Origin of the sequence: Bacillus sp. NTK074B (assembly GCF_017303375.1) — a bacterium.
GTDB lineage: Bacteria > Bacillota > Bacilli > Bacillales > Bacillaceae_B > Rossellomorea.
In genome coordinates, this window is record NZ_JAFKOH010000014.1 from 33,738 (window position 1) to 51,660 (window position 17,923).

Annotated in this window: 16 protein-coding genes; 4 read left to right on the top strand and 12 right to left on the bottom strand. The window is 36.4% G+C overall.

What is annotated here, in order from left to right; genetic code table 11:
• Positions 1-32 precede the first annotated feature (32 nt).
• From JI667_RS18920 to JI667_RS18930, 3 genes are read right to left on the bottom strand one after another with little or no spacing between them, the layout of a single operon-like run.
• On the bottom strand, positions 33-1,823 hold the full coding sequence (locus JI667_RS18920) for an Hsp70 family protein (RefSeq protein WP_206857849.1): 1,791 nt from the start codon (positions 1,821-1,823) through the stop codon (positions 33-35).
• A complete protein-coding gene (locus JI667_RS18925) occupies positions 1,816-3,390 on the bottom strand; it encodes a hypothetical protein (RefSeq protein ID WP_206857850.1) in 1,575 nt (524 codons plus the stop codon). Before JI667_RS18925 ends, JI667_RS18920 begins: the two co-directional genes overlap by 8 nt.
• Entirely contained in the window at positions 3,387-5,897 is a 2,511-nt protein-coding gene (locus tag JI667_RS18930; protein ID WP_206857851.1) for an MBL fold metallo-hydrolase, read from the bottom strand. The genes JI667_RS18925 and JI667_RS18930 overlap by 4 nt, the downstream gene beginning before the upstream one ends.
• 1,137 nt (positions 5,898-7,034) lie before the next feature.
• Here JI667_RS18930 and JI667_RS18935 point away from each other — a divergent pair.
• From JI667_RS18935 to JI667_RS18945, 3 genes are all read left to right on the top strand, one after another.
• Positions 7,035-7,214, top strand: coding sequence for a hypothetical protein (locus JI667_RS18935; RefSeq protein WP_206857852.1), 180 nt, complete (start codon positions 7,035-7,037; stop codon positions 7,212-7,214).
• A gap of 383 nt (positions 7,215-7,597) precedes the next feature.
• Entirely contained in the window at positions 7,598-8,098 is a 501-nt protein-coding gene (locus JI667_RS18940; protein WP_206857853.1) for a hypothetical protein, read from the top strand.
• Positions 8,099-8,371: 273 nt separating this feature from the next.
• On the top strand, positions 8,372-9,007 hold the full coding sequence (locus tag JI667_RS18945; protein ID WP_206857854.1) for a hypothetical protein: 636 nt from the start codon (positions 8,372-8,374) through the stop codon (positions 9,005-9,007).
• A gap of 347 nt (positions 9,008-9,354) precedes the next feature.
• On the opposite strand, the gene JI667_RS18950 is transcribed toward JI667_RS18945, so the two are convergent.
• Positions 9,355-9,522 carry an aspartyl-phosphate phosphatase Spo0E family protein gene (locus tag JI667_RS18950; RefSeq protein ID WP_206857855.1) on the bottom strand — a complete coding sequence of 56 codons (168 nt, stop codon included), beginning with the start codon at positions 9,520-9,522 and terminating at the stop codon, positions 9,355-9,357.
• A 626-nt stretch (positions 9,523-10,148) separates the two neighbouring features.
• Here JI667_RS18950 and JI667_RS18955 point away from each other — a divergent pair.
• Positions 10,149-10,775, top strand: coding sequence for a VC0807 family protein (locus JI667_RS18955; RefSeq protein WP_206857857.1), 627 nt, complete (start codon positions 10,149-10,151; stop codon positions 10,773-10,775).
• A 131-nt stretch (positions 10,776-10,906) separates the two neighbouring features.
• Here the strand turns inward: JI667_RS18955 and JI667_RS18960 are convergent, their stop codons facing one another.
• From JI667_RS18960 to JI667_RS18995, 8 genes are all read right to left on the bottom strand, one after another.
• A complete protein-coding gene (locus tag JI667_RS18960) occupies positions 10,907-12,175 on the bottom strand; it encodes a M16 family metallopeptidase (RefSeq protein ID WP_206857858.1) in 1,269 nt (422 codons plus the stop codon).
• Positions 12,153-12,887, bottom strand: a complete 735-nt coding sequence (locus JI667_RS18965; RefSeq protein WP_206857859.1) for an ATP-binding cassette domain-containing protein — start codon at positions 12,885-12,887, stop codon at positions 12,153-12,155. The genes JI667_RS18960 and JI667_RS18965 overlap by 23 nt, the downstream gene beginning before the upstream one ends.
• An 11-nt stretch (positions 12,888-12,898) precedes the next feature.
• Entirely contained in the window at positions 12,899-13,654 is a 756-nt protein-coding gene (locus JI667_RS18970) for a hypothetical protein (RefSeq protein ID WP_206857860.1), read from the bottom strand.
• A 26-nt stretch (positions 13,655-13,680) separates the two neighbouring features.
• Positions 13,681-14,808 carry a YcaO-like family protein gene (locus JI667_RS18975; protein ID WP_206857861.1) on the bottom strand — a complete coding sequence of 376 codons (1,128 nt, stop codon included), beginning with the start codon at positions 14,806-14,808 and terminating at the stop codon, positions 13,681-13,683.
• An 11-nt stretch (positions 14,809-14,819) separates the two neighbouring features.
• A complete protein-coding gene (locus JI667_RS18980; protein WP_206857862.1) occupies positions 14,820-15,848 on the bottom strand; it encodes a YcaO-like family protein in 1,029 nt (342 codons plus the stop codon).
• A gap of 6 nt (positions 15,849-15,854) precedes the next feature.
• Entirely contained in the window at positions 15,855-16,676 is an 822-nt protein-coding gene (locus JI667_RS18985) for a hypothetical protein (RefSeq protein WP_206857864.1), read from the bottom strand.
• The gene (locus tag JI667_RS18990) at positions 16,669-17,574 is read right to left on the bottom strand and encodes an McbB family protein (RefSeq protein ID WP_206857865.1); all 906 of its coding nucleotides are present in this window, start codon (positions 17,572-17,574) and stop codon (positions 16,669-16,671) included. Before JI667_RS18990 ends, JI667_RS18985 begins: the two co-directional genes overlap by 8 nt.
• A gap of 65 nt (positions 17,575-17,639) precedes the next feature.
• Positions 17,640-17,822, bottom strand: a complete 183-nt coding sequence (locus JI667_RS18995; protein WP_206857866.1) for a hypothetical protein — start codon at positions 17,820-17,822, stop codon at positions 17,640-17,642.
• Positions 17,823-17,923: the final 101 nt, after the last annotated feature.

Below are 17,923 nucleotides of genomic sequence, written 5' to 3' on the forward strand. Positions count from 1 at the left end.
ATTCGATCTTGTACTGACATGCTTTCAGCCCCCTAAATTTGTTTGATTTTATTGATATTTGCTTGCTTTTCTTTTAAGCTTTCAATTTCTTCAGCTGTGAATTCGTGGGAGCCTATGTTTACATCAATCATTTGTGTTTCATCTGACTCTAGCCAAGCTTTGATGGATACCTCACGTTCGTTGTTACAGTCTACTTTCAATACCAATTTTGAATTGACCGGAACAGGATTTTTAAAGTTAACAGTGGCTGATTTTAATTGTTTCGTATGAATCGACTTAGCTGACGTCGCAGTGAACAATTCCAGCTGCATTGCATTAACCGTCTTAGATCCCTTTGGTCCTGTGACAATGAAACGATCTTCAATAATGCGCTCGAAAGGTAATTTTGTCCCCTTTTCAAGTAGTGCTACAGGATCTGCTCCAATCACATCTATGTAGACGTTATTTGGGATGGTGTTCGTGAACACAACCTCCTGACTTGAAATTTCAGTATCCGAAACAGAAATGTGATCACTTGACCTGAAGTTAATACGATCAATTTGATGGTGATACACTGAAGCACCTCGGCTAACTGCAAACATGGGATTGATCGACTTAATTGGCTTAATTCGACGGTTGAAAATATCGTAAATTCGTTCTTGGACGGTGTGATAATACGTCATCCCACCTACCAAAAATACGCCATCAATATCTTTTAATGACATCTGACCGATCTTTGCATGTTCCAGGGCATTTAATATCGGTTCTTCAATGTTTTTTCCCTGCTTGCTTTTCTCACTGAATAGTAAATCTTCAATGATCGTGTCGTATTCTTTTTTGGTAATGGATAATGTAGTCACTAAATCCGTTGGCAATTGGGATGAAAGCATTTCACGATAGGAAAGGTTATCAAACCTCTCTTTATGTTCGAAGTAATCAAGTTGTTGTGTACGAAGTTGATTTTCAATCTTTGCACTGAAACTCATCTTCGCTTTTTCGGCGAAATCCAGTAAGTTCTCCCACAGGCGTAGAATATCCTTCTTATCGTATTTTTCCTTTAATTGCTTGAAGTTCATCCCGACACTCTTCAGTAATTTCTTCATCAATTCATTTACAACTTTTCTATCAAAATCCATTCCACCCAGCTCAGTATATTGAGAGATGGATAGCTCCTGAATATCGATTCCGCCATTTTCAGTTTCACCTACTTGTAAAATAGAAACGTCGCAGGTTCCTCCACCGAGGTCAAAAACCATTAAATTCTTTTTACCGCCTTCAAGCTTTAACCGACGCGCTGTAGGATCCAACTTTTTCTCTTCATTAAGAAAATCTATAAGCGCAGCTGTTGGCTCGGGAATCATATGAATTCCGTCTTTATCGAATCCACTAAGGACCCCAGCAGCTTTGGTAGCCTGTTGTTGTTGAAAGTTAAAATTGGCAGGGATGGTGATTACCACGTCGTCAATCTTTTCCCCGCCGTAGTATTCCTCAGCTTGAGCCTTTAATATCTTTAGAACATACGAAGATACCATTTCAGGCCGTACATTTTCACTGTCGATATCCCATGAAACATCTTCTCCGATGTGACGCTTCGCCTCTTTGATCACCCTGTTTGGATACACCCCGTTCATACGCTTGGCAAAACGGCCAACATAAGGGTGCCCTTGATCGTCTATATAAAGGACGGATGGAAGAGATGGATACTGTACAATAGAGTTTCCGCCTTCATCCACTTGCGCTACATCCAATACTTGTGCTTCCACGTCGCCACGTACCGTTAGGTTTGCCACACTCACCGTAGAATTCGTCGTTCCAAGGTCAATGCCTATATATCTTTTATTCATCTTTTTTTTCCTCCTTTATTTCTGTTACAAGAGGTTGTACGACAACCTGTCCGTTAATGGACCATCCATACTTTAATAATTTCACCGTAATGACTTCATCTGAGCTTAAAAGTGGCCCGTCTATCCGGAAGTTTTTAATAAGTTGATCCTTGTGTATTGAAAAAGTGCTACCGATTTCATAACCGTTACTATGCTCTTCTAGACCAATCGCCAGGCTCAAACTGGAAAAAAGATTGATGAGTCTACCTGCACTTATATGAGGGTTGGAGGGAGCATGTCCTTGACTTTCTTCAAATAAATCAGACAAAAGATAGTTGGCGTTTTCCCCACCTATGGCATTAAGGATTTTCACATATGCTTTTTCCTCGGCTAAAGAAACTTTTTCTTTTTCCTTTTCGAGCATTACTTTTAATCGGTCAATTTCATCTTCTGCAATCTGCAATTTGTTTTGTTCGGCTTGAATCGGCTTCTTCACTTCTTGTTTAGAAACTGCTAAAGCTTGGTTTAAAACGGTTTGCACAGATTCAAGTGCATGTTCCAACATGGCTGTAATATTACTATCTGCTTCCGTTTGAGTAGAATTTATCTCAGGTTGAACCAAATGGCTGAGACTATTATTTTGAGTCTCATCATTGCCTATTGGCTCATTCACTAAAGGTTCCTTCGATTGCGGCTCAGCACTTTCGGGGATTATGGACTTTTCTTCCATCTCAACCGATTGAATTGAAGCTTCTTCTTTTCCGGCTGTCTGAAACTTCGGTGTGTGCACTCCGGGAATATGTTCACCTAGAAGGTCATCTACATGGAATTCATCTTCTGTATCCTGTTTCTGAATAACATCTCTTGAAGAAGTTAGCTTCTCTCTTATCCAGGTTAAAACCTCTGATTCTTCACTATCACTTATCACGTCTTTTAAGATTGAGCTCATTCCCTCTGCATAAACAAGGTTCTCCAGGCCAATTTGTTTCTTATAGGCATTGATTTTACCGAAAATGAGGCCTTTTCCCCCTTTAAATCCTAATCGATTAATAGATTCGCGATAATCCCAGTTAGAGGATTCATCAAACAGAAGTGTCATTATTTCATCTGCTTGTTTAAATAAAATCTGTTGCTGAGGCTTTCCATTTAGACAAATTAAAAATCGAATTAATAAATCCAAAAATAATTTTGGTTTGTTGTTAAACGCTTTGTAACTACGTATATCACCATCGCATACGCTGACAAATGCTTTTCTGGAGTTGGGAAATTTTTGGTTCGTCAGATAAAGGAAACTAAGTGCTAGTGCTTGATCTATTTTGGGATCCTTTTTTTGATTCCAAGCTTCAACAATGGCTTCAGCCAGCCGTTCATTATCATCTGCTCCACCTTGTTCAGCTACGCAGGCTTCCACCATTGTTTGTAATTCCCAATAAAAAGAGTCCCGTTGTTTATAATCTGATAGATTCAAACGTGCTAATTCATTTTTAAAGGTATCTTCCTTCACATTCTCGAGACTTGAGAATAGTTCGTTTTCTCTTTTTCCGTGTTTTTTTAAGACAGCTTCTAGTACCTGCATTTGTGTATTCATAGTTCCTCCTTGCTTCTCTTATCCAAGTAATATTTTTCTCCGTTATAAGCGGGTATGACGTCAATTTCAGGCTTTAGTACATCCAACAAATCAATCAATGTCGGATAAATTTTTTCTCCGCCAACAATCGTTTGGGTTGGTGAATATTTCTTATTGTGTTCTCCGTGCATCAGGAAAACCTGTTTTGGCTGTAAATCACAAATGAGTTGCAGAATTTGCTCTCGGCTTGCATGGGCTGACAATCTAAAAGACTCGATTTTTGCATTCAATTCTTTTTCTTTTCCATTTATTTTGACCCTATCCGATACTCCGTTTTTAGAGGATTTAAGCACGTGGTGCCCAGGACTTTCTTCATCCATATATCCAGTAAAGGAAACGGCGTTACGCTCTTCTTCAATCAAATGTTCTGCATATCGGGCTGAAGCGCTGTTTTCTGCGAGCATACCAGAGCTTGCAACAATACAGTTATTCCCTTGTGAGATGAAGCCTTCTATAAAATCATCAAATTGAAAGTCACTGTTACGGCGATTAGAATATATCTCTTGAGCTGCCTGGACACCGCCACTGAAAAATGGAGATTCTTCGCTATTCTGATGAAATGCAGAGTTTCTGTATGAGCCTTGTTTTAAATATCTTTCATATACCTTGCATACATCCGTTACCCTGCCGTCCAGGTACAGATTAAAAGGAAGATACTTCTCTTCTTTAAAGGCGTGTTTCAGAATGAGGATGATCTCTTGTGCCCTCCCTAGCGCAAAAGCTGGAATTAACATGTTCCCGCCTTTATCCATCGTGCGGTTTATGGATTCGATAAATAATTTTTCTTGACGGGTTCGATCTATACTAGCGTTTGTTGGGAGAAAGCCATATGTTGATTCGGTAATCAACACATCTACTTTAAGATCATCAGGAAGGGACAATCCCCTTACCGTTTTTTGATCATCGATGGAATAATCACCTGTAAATAAAATAGAAACCCCTTCAAACTCAATGTGAATCGCACCAGCACCTAATATATGGCCAGATGGATAATAGGTAATTTTCCATTCGCTTTCTTTGGAAGGCACAGTGAAGGTTTTGTTGAATTCCACGGGTTTAATGGATAATAAAGCATTTTGTACGTCCTCTTCACTGTAAATATCGGAAGACGTTTCTCTTCCTATTCGAACCGTGTCCCTTAACAATAACTTCATTAGGCTGACTGTCGGCCCCGTTGCATATATTGGCAGGTCCTTCCTTTGGTTGTGAACGTATGGCACAGCTCCTGTGTGATCCATATGAGCATGTGAAATCAGTAAAGCATCTATGTCTTCTAATGAAAGGTTTTGATTATGTAATGGAGAATAATCCGGGTAAATAGATTCTTCATGTAAATGCATACCTGCGTCTAACAGCAGATGGCTATCTTTCACGGTGATTAAAATAGACGTTCCCCCTATTTTTTCACCGCCCCCAAAGAAAGTAATACTGACATCTTCTAAACTCACATGACTTTTATCTACATTCTTAGAACTATGCCAATACGCTTTAACGGCTTCCGTTCGATCGGCGTGTTTAGGGAATTGCTGTTTCCAATATTCTTTTACATCTTCTAGACGATTGGTTTTGAGATAATCCGAATATAAAAGAGATGTAAGTAAGTCATCAGGTGCCTCTGAGTGAGCTTTTTCAATCCCTTCAGACCATCCAACCTCGTTGTTTAATTTTTTGACAAGGAATAGATAAGAATTCCTTTTTGTTTCCAATAGCTCATCTTGGAACGGATTATTTTTTATTTGTTCGACCAAATTCTTAGTAAGGGAATTCTGAGATAATTGGTAATAAAATTGGCAAATGATTGAGACATCACCGGCTAAATCAAGTTTGAGATCGTTCCAATCTGAACGTAAAACGAAATTTCCAATTTCATCAAGAACAGCAGCCCAGTAAGCGATATCCTGAATTCTCGTCATATGATCCTTATTAAGGTAGATTAGTTTCCTTAAGTGAAATCTTGCCTGAGTAAAGTTTTTAAAGGAATACTCTATTTCTATAAGATTTAACAACGCATGTATGTAGAATTCGTGCCCACTTGGATTTTCACGAAATTCGCGCTCAGTGGATTCAGCGACTTCAAGTGAAAGCATATAGGCTTTGTCTACCTTCCCATGTGTGAACAGATGCCTCGCAATGATCAATCTTTCCACTGGCAAATGATCAAAACCTGGTTGTTTCAGTAACCACTCCAGTTGACTAACGTCTTGGCTAACCTGTTCCCATGCGTATATAAAAAGGGGCGACAATTCCCGGATATCACCTATTTTTGAGATTCCTAACTTGGCAGATTTCATCACGACTTTGAACTCGTTTATTGAATCATAGAAACGACTTACAACAGTCAGGGAGGGTGCGTCTAACAAATGGAGGCTGGGTATCAATTGATCAAAGTGTTTCTTTGCCTCTTCTGAAAAGCCCCTATTTTCCAGGAATAACGCCTCTCTAAAATGAGTTGGAGTAGATGTATTCATTATGAGCCTCCTTCCATAAGAACTTTACACCTTCTATTATGTAATTTTTTTGAAGTGTGCAGTGATAATTGTACTATAACTATAGTAGTATATGTATATAAATCGACATATTTTGGAATGAAAACCTAAAATTGTGTCGAACCTAAATTTTTTTGTAAGAGAGGCTTCAGTATAGGAAAGAAAATGGAGTTTCGTCCCAACTGAATTGTACGATAAAGAAAATAACGTTTAGTAGTTCCTTATCGGTATTAGATAAAATAAAAAACGTAATTTCCCTCTCTTTGGAGAGCCCACAAAAGGGTCTGCTCATAGTCTGTAAGGCTGCAAAGAGCGCGCACCCTAACATTCTATGGCATCTCGCTTCCCTCTAAAATCCAAGCGAACAACAGTCTGTAAGATCTATGGTTCCCTACGAAAAGCATGTAGGAAGCCATAGATCAACATTCTGTTTGTTCCATTGCATTTCTTCACGAGTGAACGACTCTGAAGATCCAAAAGCTTTAGAACACAAAGTTCAAATCAGATAGCAGCCATCCGGCTGCTTTTTATTTTGTGTTTTTCCATCCTTTTGCGCTGCGAATCGTACAATTACGCAATCCGCACTAACCTTCCAGCAGGCCGAGCCTCCCAGGCTCATGCCCTCCACCTGCTGGAAGCTAAGTCGGATCGTCAGCCGGTCAAGGGGCAAAAAGGTTTTTTGATAAAAACAAGTTACACCATCAAAAAACCTTTTGTGCTATTCCCTTGACCATCTGCCTGTGCTTCTTGTTCATTCTCCACGTCAAAAGGGGGAAAAAAATCCCTAAATGGGTGATTTGCCCGCAGCACAAGTACATAGGTGGAAAAACGGAAGGCAAAAACAAAGCATTAGAAAAGACCAAATATCAATAGATTTTGCAAGCAGTATCTTATTCTATAGAAGAATTACTTTGCTTGATGTTCCAATTCATTACAATGTCATATAGAGAAATCGGATAATACAAACAAAAACATAGTTAACAATAACATATATATCAATGTTAACTATGTTTGTTCATATCTCCTTACTTCAGAAAGGTTTGTTATAATATTGTCAACGTGAACACGGGTGATTTAAGTTAAGAGTAAATGAGAATAATTGATTAGAAGGTGAAATGAATGAATGAATTTGAAAAGTCCGTTTTGAGGATTATGAGAAGCGATGAGCAGTGGAAAGAGATCTTTCATTTTATCGTCACATTGGCGGAAGAATCTCCGAGAAGAGAAAAATTATTTCGGGATCACGTTGCGAACTTCATCGATTTCACACATAGTCTAGATGAAGAAAAAAAGATTTAATCTAAGTTGTTTTAAGGATGTTTTTAAGGCTTGCCTTTTGGTTTTCAGAAAGTATTTAACGGTCAATATCCTTAGGACAGAACGTAAGTGTCCTAGGGATAATGGAACTATAGGGTTAACAATGTAATGACAATATTTAATACAGTATAATTAATGTAAACAACGTAGATAACATATATGTTGTCATATATATTAAATTTATAATATTTATGTACTTAAATCTCTTAATGATGGGTTGCAGCCTTCAGGCTGCTTTAGATGTTCAACTTGGTCTTGATATTTCCTATAATAAAGCCGTCTGACAAAAAAGGAATCGGAAATGGAAGGTAATCGACACATTTAGAAGTCCTTACTAATATCTTTTGTGGAAAGGATGGTCGACAATGAAAAAATGTCCCTATTGTGGGAGTGAAGTTAGCTCTTCCGACCTGGATTTTGGTTACTGTGCCTTTTGTGAAATGAAAATCCCCTATGAAGATATACAAGAGAATGGACAGCGAAAACAGTTTCTACCCGAGTCCCAACCGACTCTTTCAGACATCAAGAAATCCACTCCAGAACTGATGCGATTGTCTACGGTCGAGCTCCTGTTTCTGTTGAAGTGGGCACGGGAGGAACGGGCGACCATTTATAAACAGAGATGTACCTTTATCCGTGCGATGAAACAGGGAGCCAATGAATTTGCCGAAGCCGAACAGTATACCTTTAAGGAGTATGAACGGGCCACGCGGAAATGCTTTGTCCTTGAAAATCTGGTTCGGGAGCGATTAGGTTATTATCCTTTTAAACTAACAGACTCCTATATTCAAAAATTAGCCGTTAAAACGGAAGAATCTGCTTCAAAAAAGATGGTTATCCAGGAACCGAAGCCGTTACCGGAATGATAAAGATAGGTCGTTACCCCTGCTTTTTCTTTTTAGTGTTTAAAGGAATGCCCCTTTTTTTACTTTGCTCGATGGCTCTTTTGGCAAGTTTTTTCGCTTCTTCTTTCGACATCGGCATGTTTCTTTCCCCTTTCCTATGAATCTTACTAGTAGTATGGACAAGGTTGCAAAAAAATATACATAGCTCCCTCCCATGCCCCATATATATAACAATAAGTCTAGGACACTTTGACACTGTCCTAAGTAAAAATGTGGGAAAGAGGGGTAGCGTCTATGGGCGAAGAGGGCGTACTGATAAAAAAAAGAAAGAAAAGATCTGATGCAAAACGCGACATTAAGCCGACAATTTCTTGCAATCTGAAAGATTGCATTTATAGCTTGTCTTATATTACGAACACGCCTGTGAAAGATGTGGCGGTCCTTTTATGTGAAAAGGGGTTAAGGTCGAGAAAAGTCATCGAACACCTGTCACAGCATTTCAGGCGTGATTATCAGTTCATGAGTACCGTGTATATAGGGGATTGGGGACGGGAGTCGTTGCAGCGGAAATATCAATCTGGAAAAAATGAACGGATCACAGCCCGATTCACGCAAGAGTCTTATGAAGACATTTACACCCTGTCCTCTGCTTTGGATGTCACGCCGTCGAAGGCGACGGCCTTGCTGCTGGATGCCAGTATCCGAAATGTGAACTTGTTAAATGCCTTTGTAAAAGTATCGTTACAACAACACCTGGATGAAGGAAGGATGAAGGAGCTGAAGCAGGTGTTAAGATACATTAATAAAAACAATCCGTATAATGAGGAAATTTCATGGTTCACACTGCTTGATCTCATTTTTCAAGATAAGAAGGGAAAAGCAGGGGACGTGAAAGGAATGGTTTCGAAGTGGCTGGAGAGGTATTCGTGAGTGTCTCTGACCCATGGAGGATCGTTGAGGAGGAACAGATCAATTGAAAAAATTTGATGAACAGCTCACCTTAAGGTGAGCTTTTTTTAGTTTAGAGAGTTTAATGCGGGGATCTATCATTATCCCTAGGACAGTATAGAACTGTCCTAGGGATAATGATTCAATAATGGTTAATATTTCAACAACAACATATATGTTATTATTGTTGTATATAACTGTTTCGCATTGAAATGTTCCAGACATTATTAGAGTATATCCCCTTGCCACATTATCTATAGAATACCATAAGGAATGTTAAAAGGTGCATTTCCTTTTTGTGACAGGCGATTCAAGCAAGAAGAGTGGATCTATTTGCTGTACTTTAATTGAAAGAGAAGAATTAGTTTGTCTAGTTCTTCACTGTACTTAACGGTCTCAGGGTCCGTGAACCCTTTTTGAGTACCAATGGAAACCATCTTCATTCTTAAAATATGGATTTGGTCATTTAAGCTCCGATTGACGGAAGAATCGTCCATGTTCACAAAGTCTCCTTTTCTTATTAAGGTATCCGGTTATAGGTTAAATCGACAAAAGAATTGGAAATCTAAACTCATTCCAAAAATAGTCATCATTCAACTATATTCGTGGATTTTTTATCAAGCGCTAAATCTCCAACTGAAAACAAATTCACATACATATAAATGGGGAGGCGATCCTGGTGGAATTTTTAAGAAGGGTTAAGTGAAAAGTTTCAAGTGATCTAGAAGAAAGATGGATTATATAAATAACATTCGGTTCATGGTTATATATTTGTCATTTTAAATTACATTAAAAACAGCATATACATTAATTTTGCATTATAAATAACATTAAAATTGAAAATAATCTATATGTTAATACATATGTTATTGTTAATTTATCCTATATTGACGTTAGAAAAGATGTGCTCATTGTTAGCTCTAACACTTCTGTTAATGTCTCTATAAGTGATATGGGGAGAAGATAGGCAAATAAATATAAACGTGAAACTAAATGAATAAAGTGAAATTTTATATTACAAATTGCAACGACATTTTTGAAGGGGGAAGGAGTATAATGGAAAAGAAAGTTAAACATGCGTATTTTTGGACTAATATTCTTCTAGTAGTAAAGGTGTGAATGTATGGGAAAAAAAATTATTCTTTCTGACCTGTTTTTTTATGTTATCTTTCCTATTGTTATATGGAATGTTTTTAGAGAGTATCTAGGCGATTATAATACTATGCTGGTATCTTCTCTTCCTGGCATCGCGTACAGTTTTATTCGATTTGTTTTAGTGAAAAAATTAAATTTATTTGGTTTGTTTATAATACTTAATTTGACTATCGATACCGTAATACGATTTCTTTCCGGCACTGCCATTCAGTTATTATGGAATGATGTTCTTTACTCTTATGCTGTAGCATTCTTTTTTTTAGTGACAATCTTAATTAAGAAGCCACTTTTTTTGTATTTTTCTCTTGATTTTATTGAGATGCAAGGAAAAGATCGTAAAATTTTCAAAGAGATATTTTACCAAAAGAAAATATTCATTATTTTTAATCTCATTACTCTTGGCTTTGCTTTAAGAGATGTTTTAATCGCAACGATTAAAATCGTGTTGATTGTTAAATATGGAGTCGATGCTTTCGATGAGGGGATAGTAGTTAGGCAAATACTAAATTGGGGACTCACGGGACTGTCAATTTATGGATTTGTGCATATTTCAAAGTTAATAAGTAGTCAATCACACGAAAAATTCTCAGGATAGTCACAAAATGGTGATCGATGTTAATAATTCTCCATGTGGCATGATAACAGGGAACCAACGTTGGTCCCCTGTTAATTGGAGTATATCGAAAGTAAAATCCAATTACCCCTATACCAAAAAGATTTGATGTTTTAGGAGGAAGGGGTAGGTATCATATCAATAAGTGGATTTGACAAATTTTCTCTACTAGAGACTACAGCTAAGGAACATTTTTCTGAAAGCATTTTACTCGCTTTTTCTTTTACGTCTTTCATGGAGATGCCATCAATGCACTCTAGAATATTTTTTATGTCAAAGGATTTATACGTTCCTAGAAGCTCCTCTTGGCCAAAGAAAAACATGCGATTTACTGTGTTTTCATTCGAAAAGACAAGATCGCTTTTTATCGCTAATTTACTGCGTGTAAATTCTTCTTCTGTTATATCACCTTCTTTAATACTGTTAACTATCTTAAAGATAGTTTCAATTACTCTTTCTAAATTTTGATCGCTAGTAGAAGCAACCAAGCGAAGTAATCCAATTTCTTCAAAAACTATTGGTTGTGAATAGGCACTATATACTAACCCCTGTTTTTCTCTTAGAAACTGATTCATTCTTGAGGTTCGTCCGCCTCCAATTAAATGGTTTAACAGAAGATATGAATAGTACTCTTTCATTTGTATGTCGCCTGTGAATGCTGGATAAATAAAGGATAAATGGGACTGCTGATTATTTTTTTGCGTATAATCAAACCCACCCTTAAATTCAATGGTGCTTGGAACGGATAAATTAGTAGTAGATTTATGCGGTATGTTTGTCAAAAAATCTACTATTGCTGACATTTCAGGTGAATCTAAGTTCCCTGAAACAGAAATTACAGCATTAGCTGGATCGTAATTATTCTTGTGAAAATCTTTTACGGTGTCAAAACTAAAAGATGATATGTTTTGAGCAGATCCTAAAATATCGAGAGTGTGTGAGCAAGATCCTAATGCATTGATTAAAGATTGTATTTTTACTTGTTCCATTGAATCATCCTGGTATCGGTAGATTTCTTGTAATACCACTTGCTTCTCATTTTCGAAATCTTCTTCTGAAATGTTATAGGAAAATACCATATCACATACCGATTTCAGAGCGTCTACTGCATAATCCTTTAATATCTGAAGGTGAAAACATGTTAATTCTTTACCAGTAAAAGCATTAAACCTTCCGCCAACTTCTTCTATGGATGAATTATAATAAGCGCCATCTTTTTTATTTTTAAATAATATATGTTCTAAGAAATGAACAATGCCGTTTAAATCCGGAGATTCATGTTTACTGCCTAATTTCAACATAACTCCGATAGAAACTGAATTCACGTTAGCATCATTATCTAGCAGTAATCGAATCCCGTTAGGAAGACAAATTTTTTGCATATTGTTCTCCTCCATGTTCTAAAATGAAATTTTGGAAAGCGATATCAGGATTCTTAGTGTGATAGCGACTGATAAATGCCTGATAAGAGCCTTCAAATAAGATCTTTCCTTTATGAAGGAAGTGAATCTTACAATTAGTGAATTCCAATTCATGTAGAATATGAGTTGACATTATGACGATTTTGTCTTTGCCGACTAACTTTTCGATGCTATTAATGATATTATTTCTAGCGTCGGGATCAATACCTGCCGTGGGTTCATCAAAGATATATAGTTTTCTGTTTAATTGACAAATACTCCTAATGATAAGCCATCTTCTTTCGCCTACTGACATATCTCCCATGTTTATCGTCCATAAGCGCTTTATTAACTCTTGTTCTCTATGATTCAAGTTGGCATAATACTTTTCCATTATAGTGTCAAAGGGAGCCGTTGAATCACATTTTAAGATTAACCGTATGATATCCTTCCCTTTTAAGATGGAGGGGAGAGGAGTTCCCTGTAACTGATAAACAATTTCTTCTTCTTTATAAAAAGGCTGATAATGGTTTGAATGTAATGCTCCTGTTAGGATATCTAACAATGTGGTTTTACCAGCACCGTTTAAACCAACAATGACATTTAACTTATGTGGGTCAAAATTAATGGATAGGTGATCTAACACAGGATTACTTTGTTTTTTATATAAGTGTGTCAAGGAATCAATTTTCAAATTAAACTCTCCTAACGTGCAGATTTTGAGGTTATTCCAATCATTTTGTAAGAAATGTTTCCAATTATAATACAGAATAATATACCTGTGAGACTTGATAGTAAGGGTAGTGTATTAATCTGTAAATTTGAAACTAAACCTGCAATTACCGATGAAGTATTAACAATTAGACTTGCTGGGTTTAGCCAAGCAAAAAAGGAAATAATCGGATTGGAGATTTCTTGGATATAACCTGCTGCGTAAATCATAGGAAATATCAACAATGTAAAGACGGGAGCAATAGTTTCAGATTTCAGTGGTAACGATGCAATCCATAGAAACAAAAAGAACACAGGAAGAGGAACAATCAATGCTACCAGGAATGCAATGCTTAATGTGTGAAAAACGGGTTGATGGAATAGTAACGATGTCACCAAATTAAAAAATAATAGGTTAACAAAAATAAAAAACCATTGAGATTCCATTTTTCCTAAAATGACAGCCATCTTACTTCCAGAAATGAATTTAAACATTTTTAAGAATCCATTATCTCTTACAATAAGTAGAGCGATACCGACCCCACTGGTGGCAGTTATAAGAATCATAAAACTCCAATAAAAGAACAAAGTGGTTTGATACTCTTCTATAGAGGGTGGGGATGCAATCCAAGAACGATTGTTAATAATCATAAGACCGAGAGGGATGAGTAATGTCCACAGGTAAGCGATTTTATTGTAGAAAACTTCTTTGTTATAGAGTAGAAAGAACTCAAAACTGCGTTTAATCATTTTTATATGTTCCTTTCTCTGCTTTTTTAAGGGAATGGAATAGACTTTCCTTGATTGGGAAAATCGTTCTGTCCAAGAACTTTAGGTAGAATGGAGTTGTAAGGATCAATTAACTCAGTAAACATATGTGGATAGCCGTTAGTAGCCAGTATTTTAACGATTTTTGTTGGTATATTTTTTATAACGGAGGGTATAAAGACTACATTGATATCCAGTTGAAGCTCTTTTGCCAATTGTTTAACATCACGCATGAAATTCTTTTCTTGGTACGACTCATTAGTAAAAATAGAGTGTGTTGATTTTTTAAATAAGTATGCATAACTTTCTTTTAACTTCTGTGGAGTATAGGTTTTAAAGAAATAATTTGAATAGAAATGAGAATCTTCTAGTGCATTGCCCTCGTAAGTTTCACCTTTAAAAATAATATCTTCGGGCCCTAAAAAATGTTTATTCGCACTTGTTCCGAAAAATTGGAAGAGTTCTTCGAGGGACGAAATCATGGCCTTCTCCAATACCCAATCAGCACTTAGCCCCATTGCCATATACTTCTCGCCAAATCCCAAGGTAAGGATTACTTTTATTTTAGGATGTATAGAAATATCAAAAAAGTAAATATCGTCAACGAACTGCGATGCTTTATTCATCAAGCTTACTATTCCAGGACTTGAAATAGTGGTGTTATCTATAAGTCTACCAGCTGATTGAGTGAGCCAGTTATGGACGAATGACTGCCTTTCGAAGAATTCTAAAAAAGCTGAATTAATGGTAGGGAATGAATGAATATGTGACGCTACTCCGCAAGAATCATTGTAGTCCACGGTCATATCAATTTTTTCTTTGAATAATTTTGAATAATAGCAAAGAAGTACATTTTTTACTGGGACTAGTGAAGGTTCCATCGTTGTAATATTCAATGCAGGGATGTTTTCTTCCTTGAAATTTCCTGCATTAATATATAGTGAAGTTCTTTCTATGTGTTCTCCTAATGCTGCCTTCAGTACTCTGTCTATTTGGAAATGTGTGGCACCTCCATTTATTCCTTCTAATGAAGATGGAGTAATATTGACTTTCTTGGGTGCATCGCGAAAAATGGAGCGATGCACGCGCAATTCACTAATCAAGAACGGAGTGCCATTTTTTGTGATTTTGTACAATGTGTTTCACCTCAAATGAAAATACAATCTGGAATCGACAATATTTCTGATTCAGAAAGGTTAATAGTCTGTATGTTAATTTTTTGTGTAGCTTTTATATATTGATGAAGGGGTACGTGATTATATAAGTCTGTTGAAAAAACTTTGACACACTTTAAAGATGGATACAATTTATTTTGTAACATAATCACATGCATATTCGTCACCCATGACGGGATGCATGGATATATTCCAGAGTTTACTTCGTCATCACTTTGTCTAGTATAGATTGGTAGTTGAGATAGATGTTCAAGGTATTCCATTTGGGATTCATGATTAATTGTATCTGGTGCTACATTCATAAATTCCAAACTGAGAATATTATTGAATTCTTTTTGCCATTTTAGAATGTAGGATTCTTCTAAGGATTTTTTTATAGCCTCTTCGATTGAGAAAGAGGTACCAATACCGCAACTGATTATGGATCCTTTCTTTAACAGTATGGTAAAGACTACTTTTAAATGGCCAAAGCTGGTATTTACAAACATTTTCAAATCATCTATTTCTCGTTCTAAATGTTTGTGAATGGTTAAGTTCAGTATATCTGAGTTGATCTCCAATCGTTTACCGACTTTGCCATACCAGAATAAGAATAAAGCGTTTTTTTCAAGTAGTTCTTTTACAGCAATTTCAACAGCATCTATACTATTAAAATGAGTAGCCGTACCAGTTGTGTCAGAAGGAAACGGTCCCTCAGTTTGATAGGTAGTATATTCATAGGGTAAATAAGAGCTTTTATTACCGACTATATCCCATGTTGGCACCTTATCTTCTTTGGATACAGAACCCCCTAGAAGGAGATTCCTTCTTTCAAGTATTTCAGAGAATGCTTTCTTTACCGATAATTGTTTGGAAGGGGCAATAGCATTTGCTCCATTCGGACTTGCATAACCATTTTTAATAATAAATCCAACCTTAGTAAAGGATGGATAGTAATTGCTAGATATAAAAAGGGAATCTGGCTTATTAAAATTATTCTGAAAAATCGTCTCAAATAGCATTGTCGCTCATCCTAAATTTGCTTTTCCGAACCATTGTAATAACGTAATAGGAGCTAGTCTAACGTTCAATCCGGCCATATGAGTGAGGGCGTTATCATTGAACCCTGACCAACATAGATCTCCCATCCCCACATTTTCTTCCAGTAGACTCTCTCTGAAGCTTTGAGCCATTAGGCCGACTTCTATAAGTGAATGACGATAACCTCTAGCTCTATACTTAGTAACGGATCTACGTAGATCAATTGAGTAGGCAATAGCTACGTTAGAAACGAAATCTTCTTCTAAGCATATTGCCACCTTGAGATCTTTTAAAGTGGTTTCAGTGAATGATTTAATCCGATAAATTGAGCTTGTATAAGGATTAAACATATATACTCCAGGAACAGGAATATCTTCTACGATGTTTTCCTTAAAAACAAACAGTAAAGGAATAACAGGATAAAGTCCCCCTGCAGAAGGATACCTTTTTGAGGTTGAATTTTCTCCTCTTCCAAAGGCTTTATGCATCGTTTGGATAATATCTTGACCTTGATACAGATAATTCAAATCATAATCATATGTACTACCCTCATTTAAGGTTGGATCTACATCAAATTTTATTTCCTCTTCGAAAACATCGGGTAATATATCAGTATATTCAACTTTTTCGAGCCATGACATAATATCGTGACTTATAAAGGTGCTTTCCATTTTCTTACTTCTGAAAAAAGAACCAGACTGATGAAATTTAATTACTTTATCCAATACTTCTGTTGATAAAGCACGTTCTTGAAGGATATCCCAATTAATTCTTTTCCTTGTGTTTTCATAAAAGACTGATTTATTCATAACAATCACATAGCTCCCAATGGATTGGATTATCCACTCTCATTTTCTTTGTAGAAATATCAAACATACTGCTTTCAATAAACGCTTCGGAGTATACGACGGGACTTTCGTCTAGCATAATAACCTTACTGATTCTGTTGACTAACTGAGTCACTATGTTGTATTGATGATTTTGGGTAAGAGGAGTCTCCACCTTAAAATAAGGATCTTCCGTATATAGACTGTCAATCATTTGTTGGTAAGTGGTATTCCCTTGATTATCAATTCTTAACTGAGACTCAATGTATGACATATGACAAATATGACAAGGTGATTTTAGAAAAGAGTTATACAAAGCATCTATATAGAACGCATAATTATAGACATAACTAAACATTAAGTAAGCGTTTTTAATACCTGATACACGGTTTCGAATTTCTTTTGCTAACGTCTTATTATAAGGATTTAAAAAGACTATTATCAAATCGCCTTCATCTACTTCTATTTCGTTAGCACTTAAGTCATCATTTAGATGACTTTCGATATCAATGATTTCTCCATAATCTTTTTTGAGTATATTCTGTAGGTGCTGCTCGATAGCAGAATGGTTTGAATATATCTTTATCTTCTTCACTTCTAAATTTGGAAGAGGAATCTCTTTGATTACATTGTATGTTTTCAAGAAATGGATGGCATCTTCAGCATCTTTACCGAAGCGCGAATTTAATTCATCGATAGGCACATTCATTGAACCGAACGTATCCCACTCGATTATGAAATCCTTCAGTCGGTTTTCATGAATTCTGACCACTCCTTGAGCATTCTGTAGAACCATTTCTTTATCGTCAAGAAGGTAGTACACATATGGATTTAGTATGTATTTTTTTTCTTTTTGTAAGTTCATTGTATTAGTATTCATTGCTTTTGCTCCACTCCAATATTGACTAAATGGGTGCAGTATACTGCACCCATTTAGAAGTTTTACTATTTCGCTTTGTTTACAGCTCCACCACATGCATATGTACAGCAGCAGCAGTACGTGTCATTGCGTGAAGAATCCATCGTTTGTAGTCCAATAGTAGCCCCTGATCCGAAACTATTGCTTGGTCCCGTTGGATTTTCATACTTTGGTGTTGTTTTTTGGTGCTTTACGTCTGTTAATTTCATTTTTTCTCCTCCTTTTGTCTTACAAGGAAAATATACCACATTTTTCTATGGAAAAATTATTCTTTTAGGCATATTTTCAATTTATTTGAAATTATTAGTAT

What these genes read in the sequence shown, in the direction of transcription:
- JI667_RS18920 (WP_206857849.1), bottom strand. Translation starts at nt 1,823, where the DNA reads ATGAATAAAAGATATATAGGCATTGACCTTGGAACGACGAATTCTACG.
- JI667_RS18925 (WP_206857850.1), bottom strand. Translation starts at nt 3,390, where the DNA reads ATGAATACACAAATGCAGGTACTAGAAGCTGTCTTAAAAAAACACGGA.
- JI667_RS18930 (WP_206857851.1), bottom strand. Translation starts at nt 5,897, where the DNA reads ATGAATACATCTACTCCAACTCATTTTAGAGAGGCGTTATTCCTGGAA.
- JI667_RS18935 (WP_206857852.1), top strand. Translation starts at nt 7,035, where the DNA reads ATGAATGAATTTGAAAAGTCCGTTTTGAGGATTATGAGAAGCGATGAG.
- JI667_RS18940 (WP_206857853.1), top strand. Translation starts at nt 7,598, where the DNA reads ATGAAAAAATGTCCCTATTGTGGGAGTGAAGTTAGCTCTTCCGACCTG.
- JI667_RS18945 (WP_206857854.1), top strand. Translation starts at nt 8,372, where the DNA reads ATGGGCGAAGAGGGCGTACTGATAAAAAAAAGAAAGAAAAGATCTGAT.
- JI667_RS18950 (WP_206857855.1), bottom strand. Translation starts at nt 9,522, where the DNA reads ATGGACGATTCTTCCGTCAATCGGAGCTTAAATGACCAAATCCATATT.
- JI667_RS18955 (WP_206857857.1), top strand. Translation starts at nt 10,149, where the DNA reads ATGGGAAAAAAAATTATTCTTTCTGACCTGTTTTTTTATGTTATCTTT.
- JI667_RS18960 (WP_206857858.1), bottom strand. Translation starts at nt 12,175, where the DNA reads ATGCAAAAAATTTGTCTTCCTAACGGGATTCGATTACTGCTAGATAAT.
- JI667_RS18970 (WP_206857860.1), bottom strand. Translation starts at nt 13,654, where the DNA reads ATGATTAAACGCAGTTTTGAGTTCTTTCTACTCTATAACAAAGAAGTT.
- JI667_RS18980 (WP_206857862.1), bottom strand. Translation starts at nt 15,848, where the DNA reads ATGCTATTTGAGACGATTTTTCAGAATAATTTTAATAAGCCAGATTCC.
- JI667_RS18985 (WP_206857864.1), bottom strand. Translation starts at nt 16,676, where the DNA reads ATGAATAAATCAGTCTTTTATGAAAACACAAGGAAAAGAATTAATTGG.
- JI667_RS18990 (WP_206857865.1), bottom strand. Translation starts at nt 17,574, where the DNA reads ATGAATACTAATACAATGAACTTACAAAAAGAAAAAAAATACATACTA.
- JI667_RS18995 (WP_206857866.1), bottom strand. Translation starts at nt 17,822, where the DNA reads ATGAAATTAACAGACGTAAAGCACCAAAAAACAACACCAAAGTATGAA.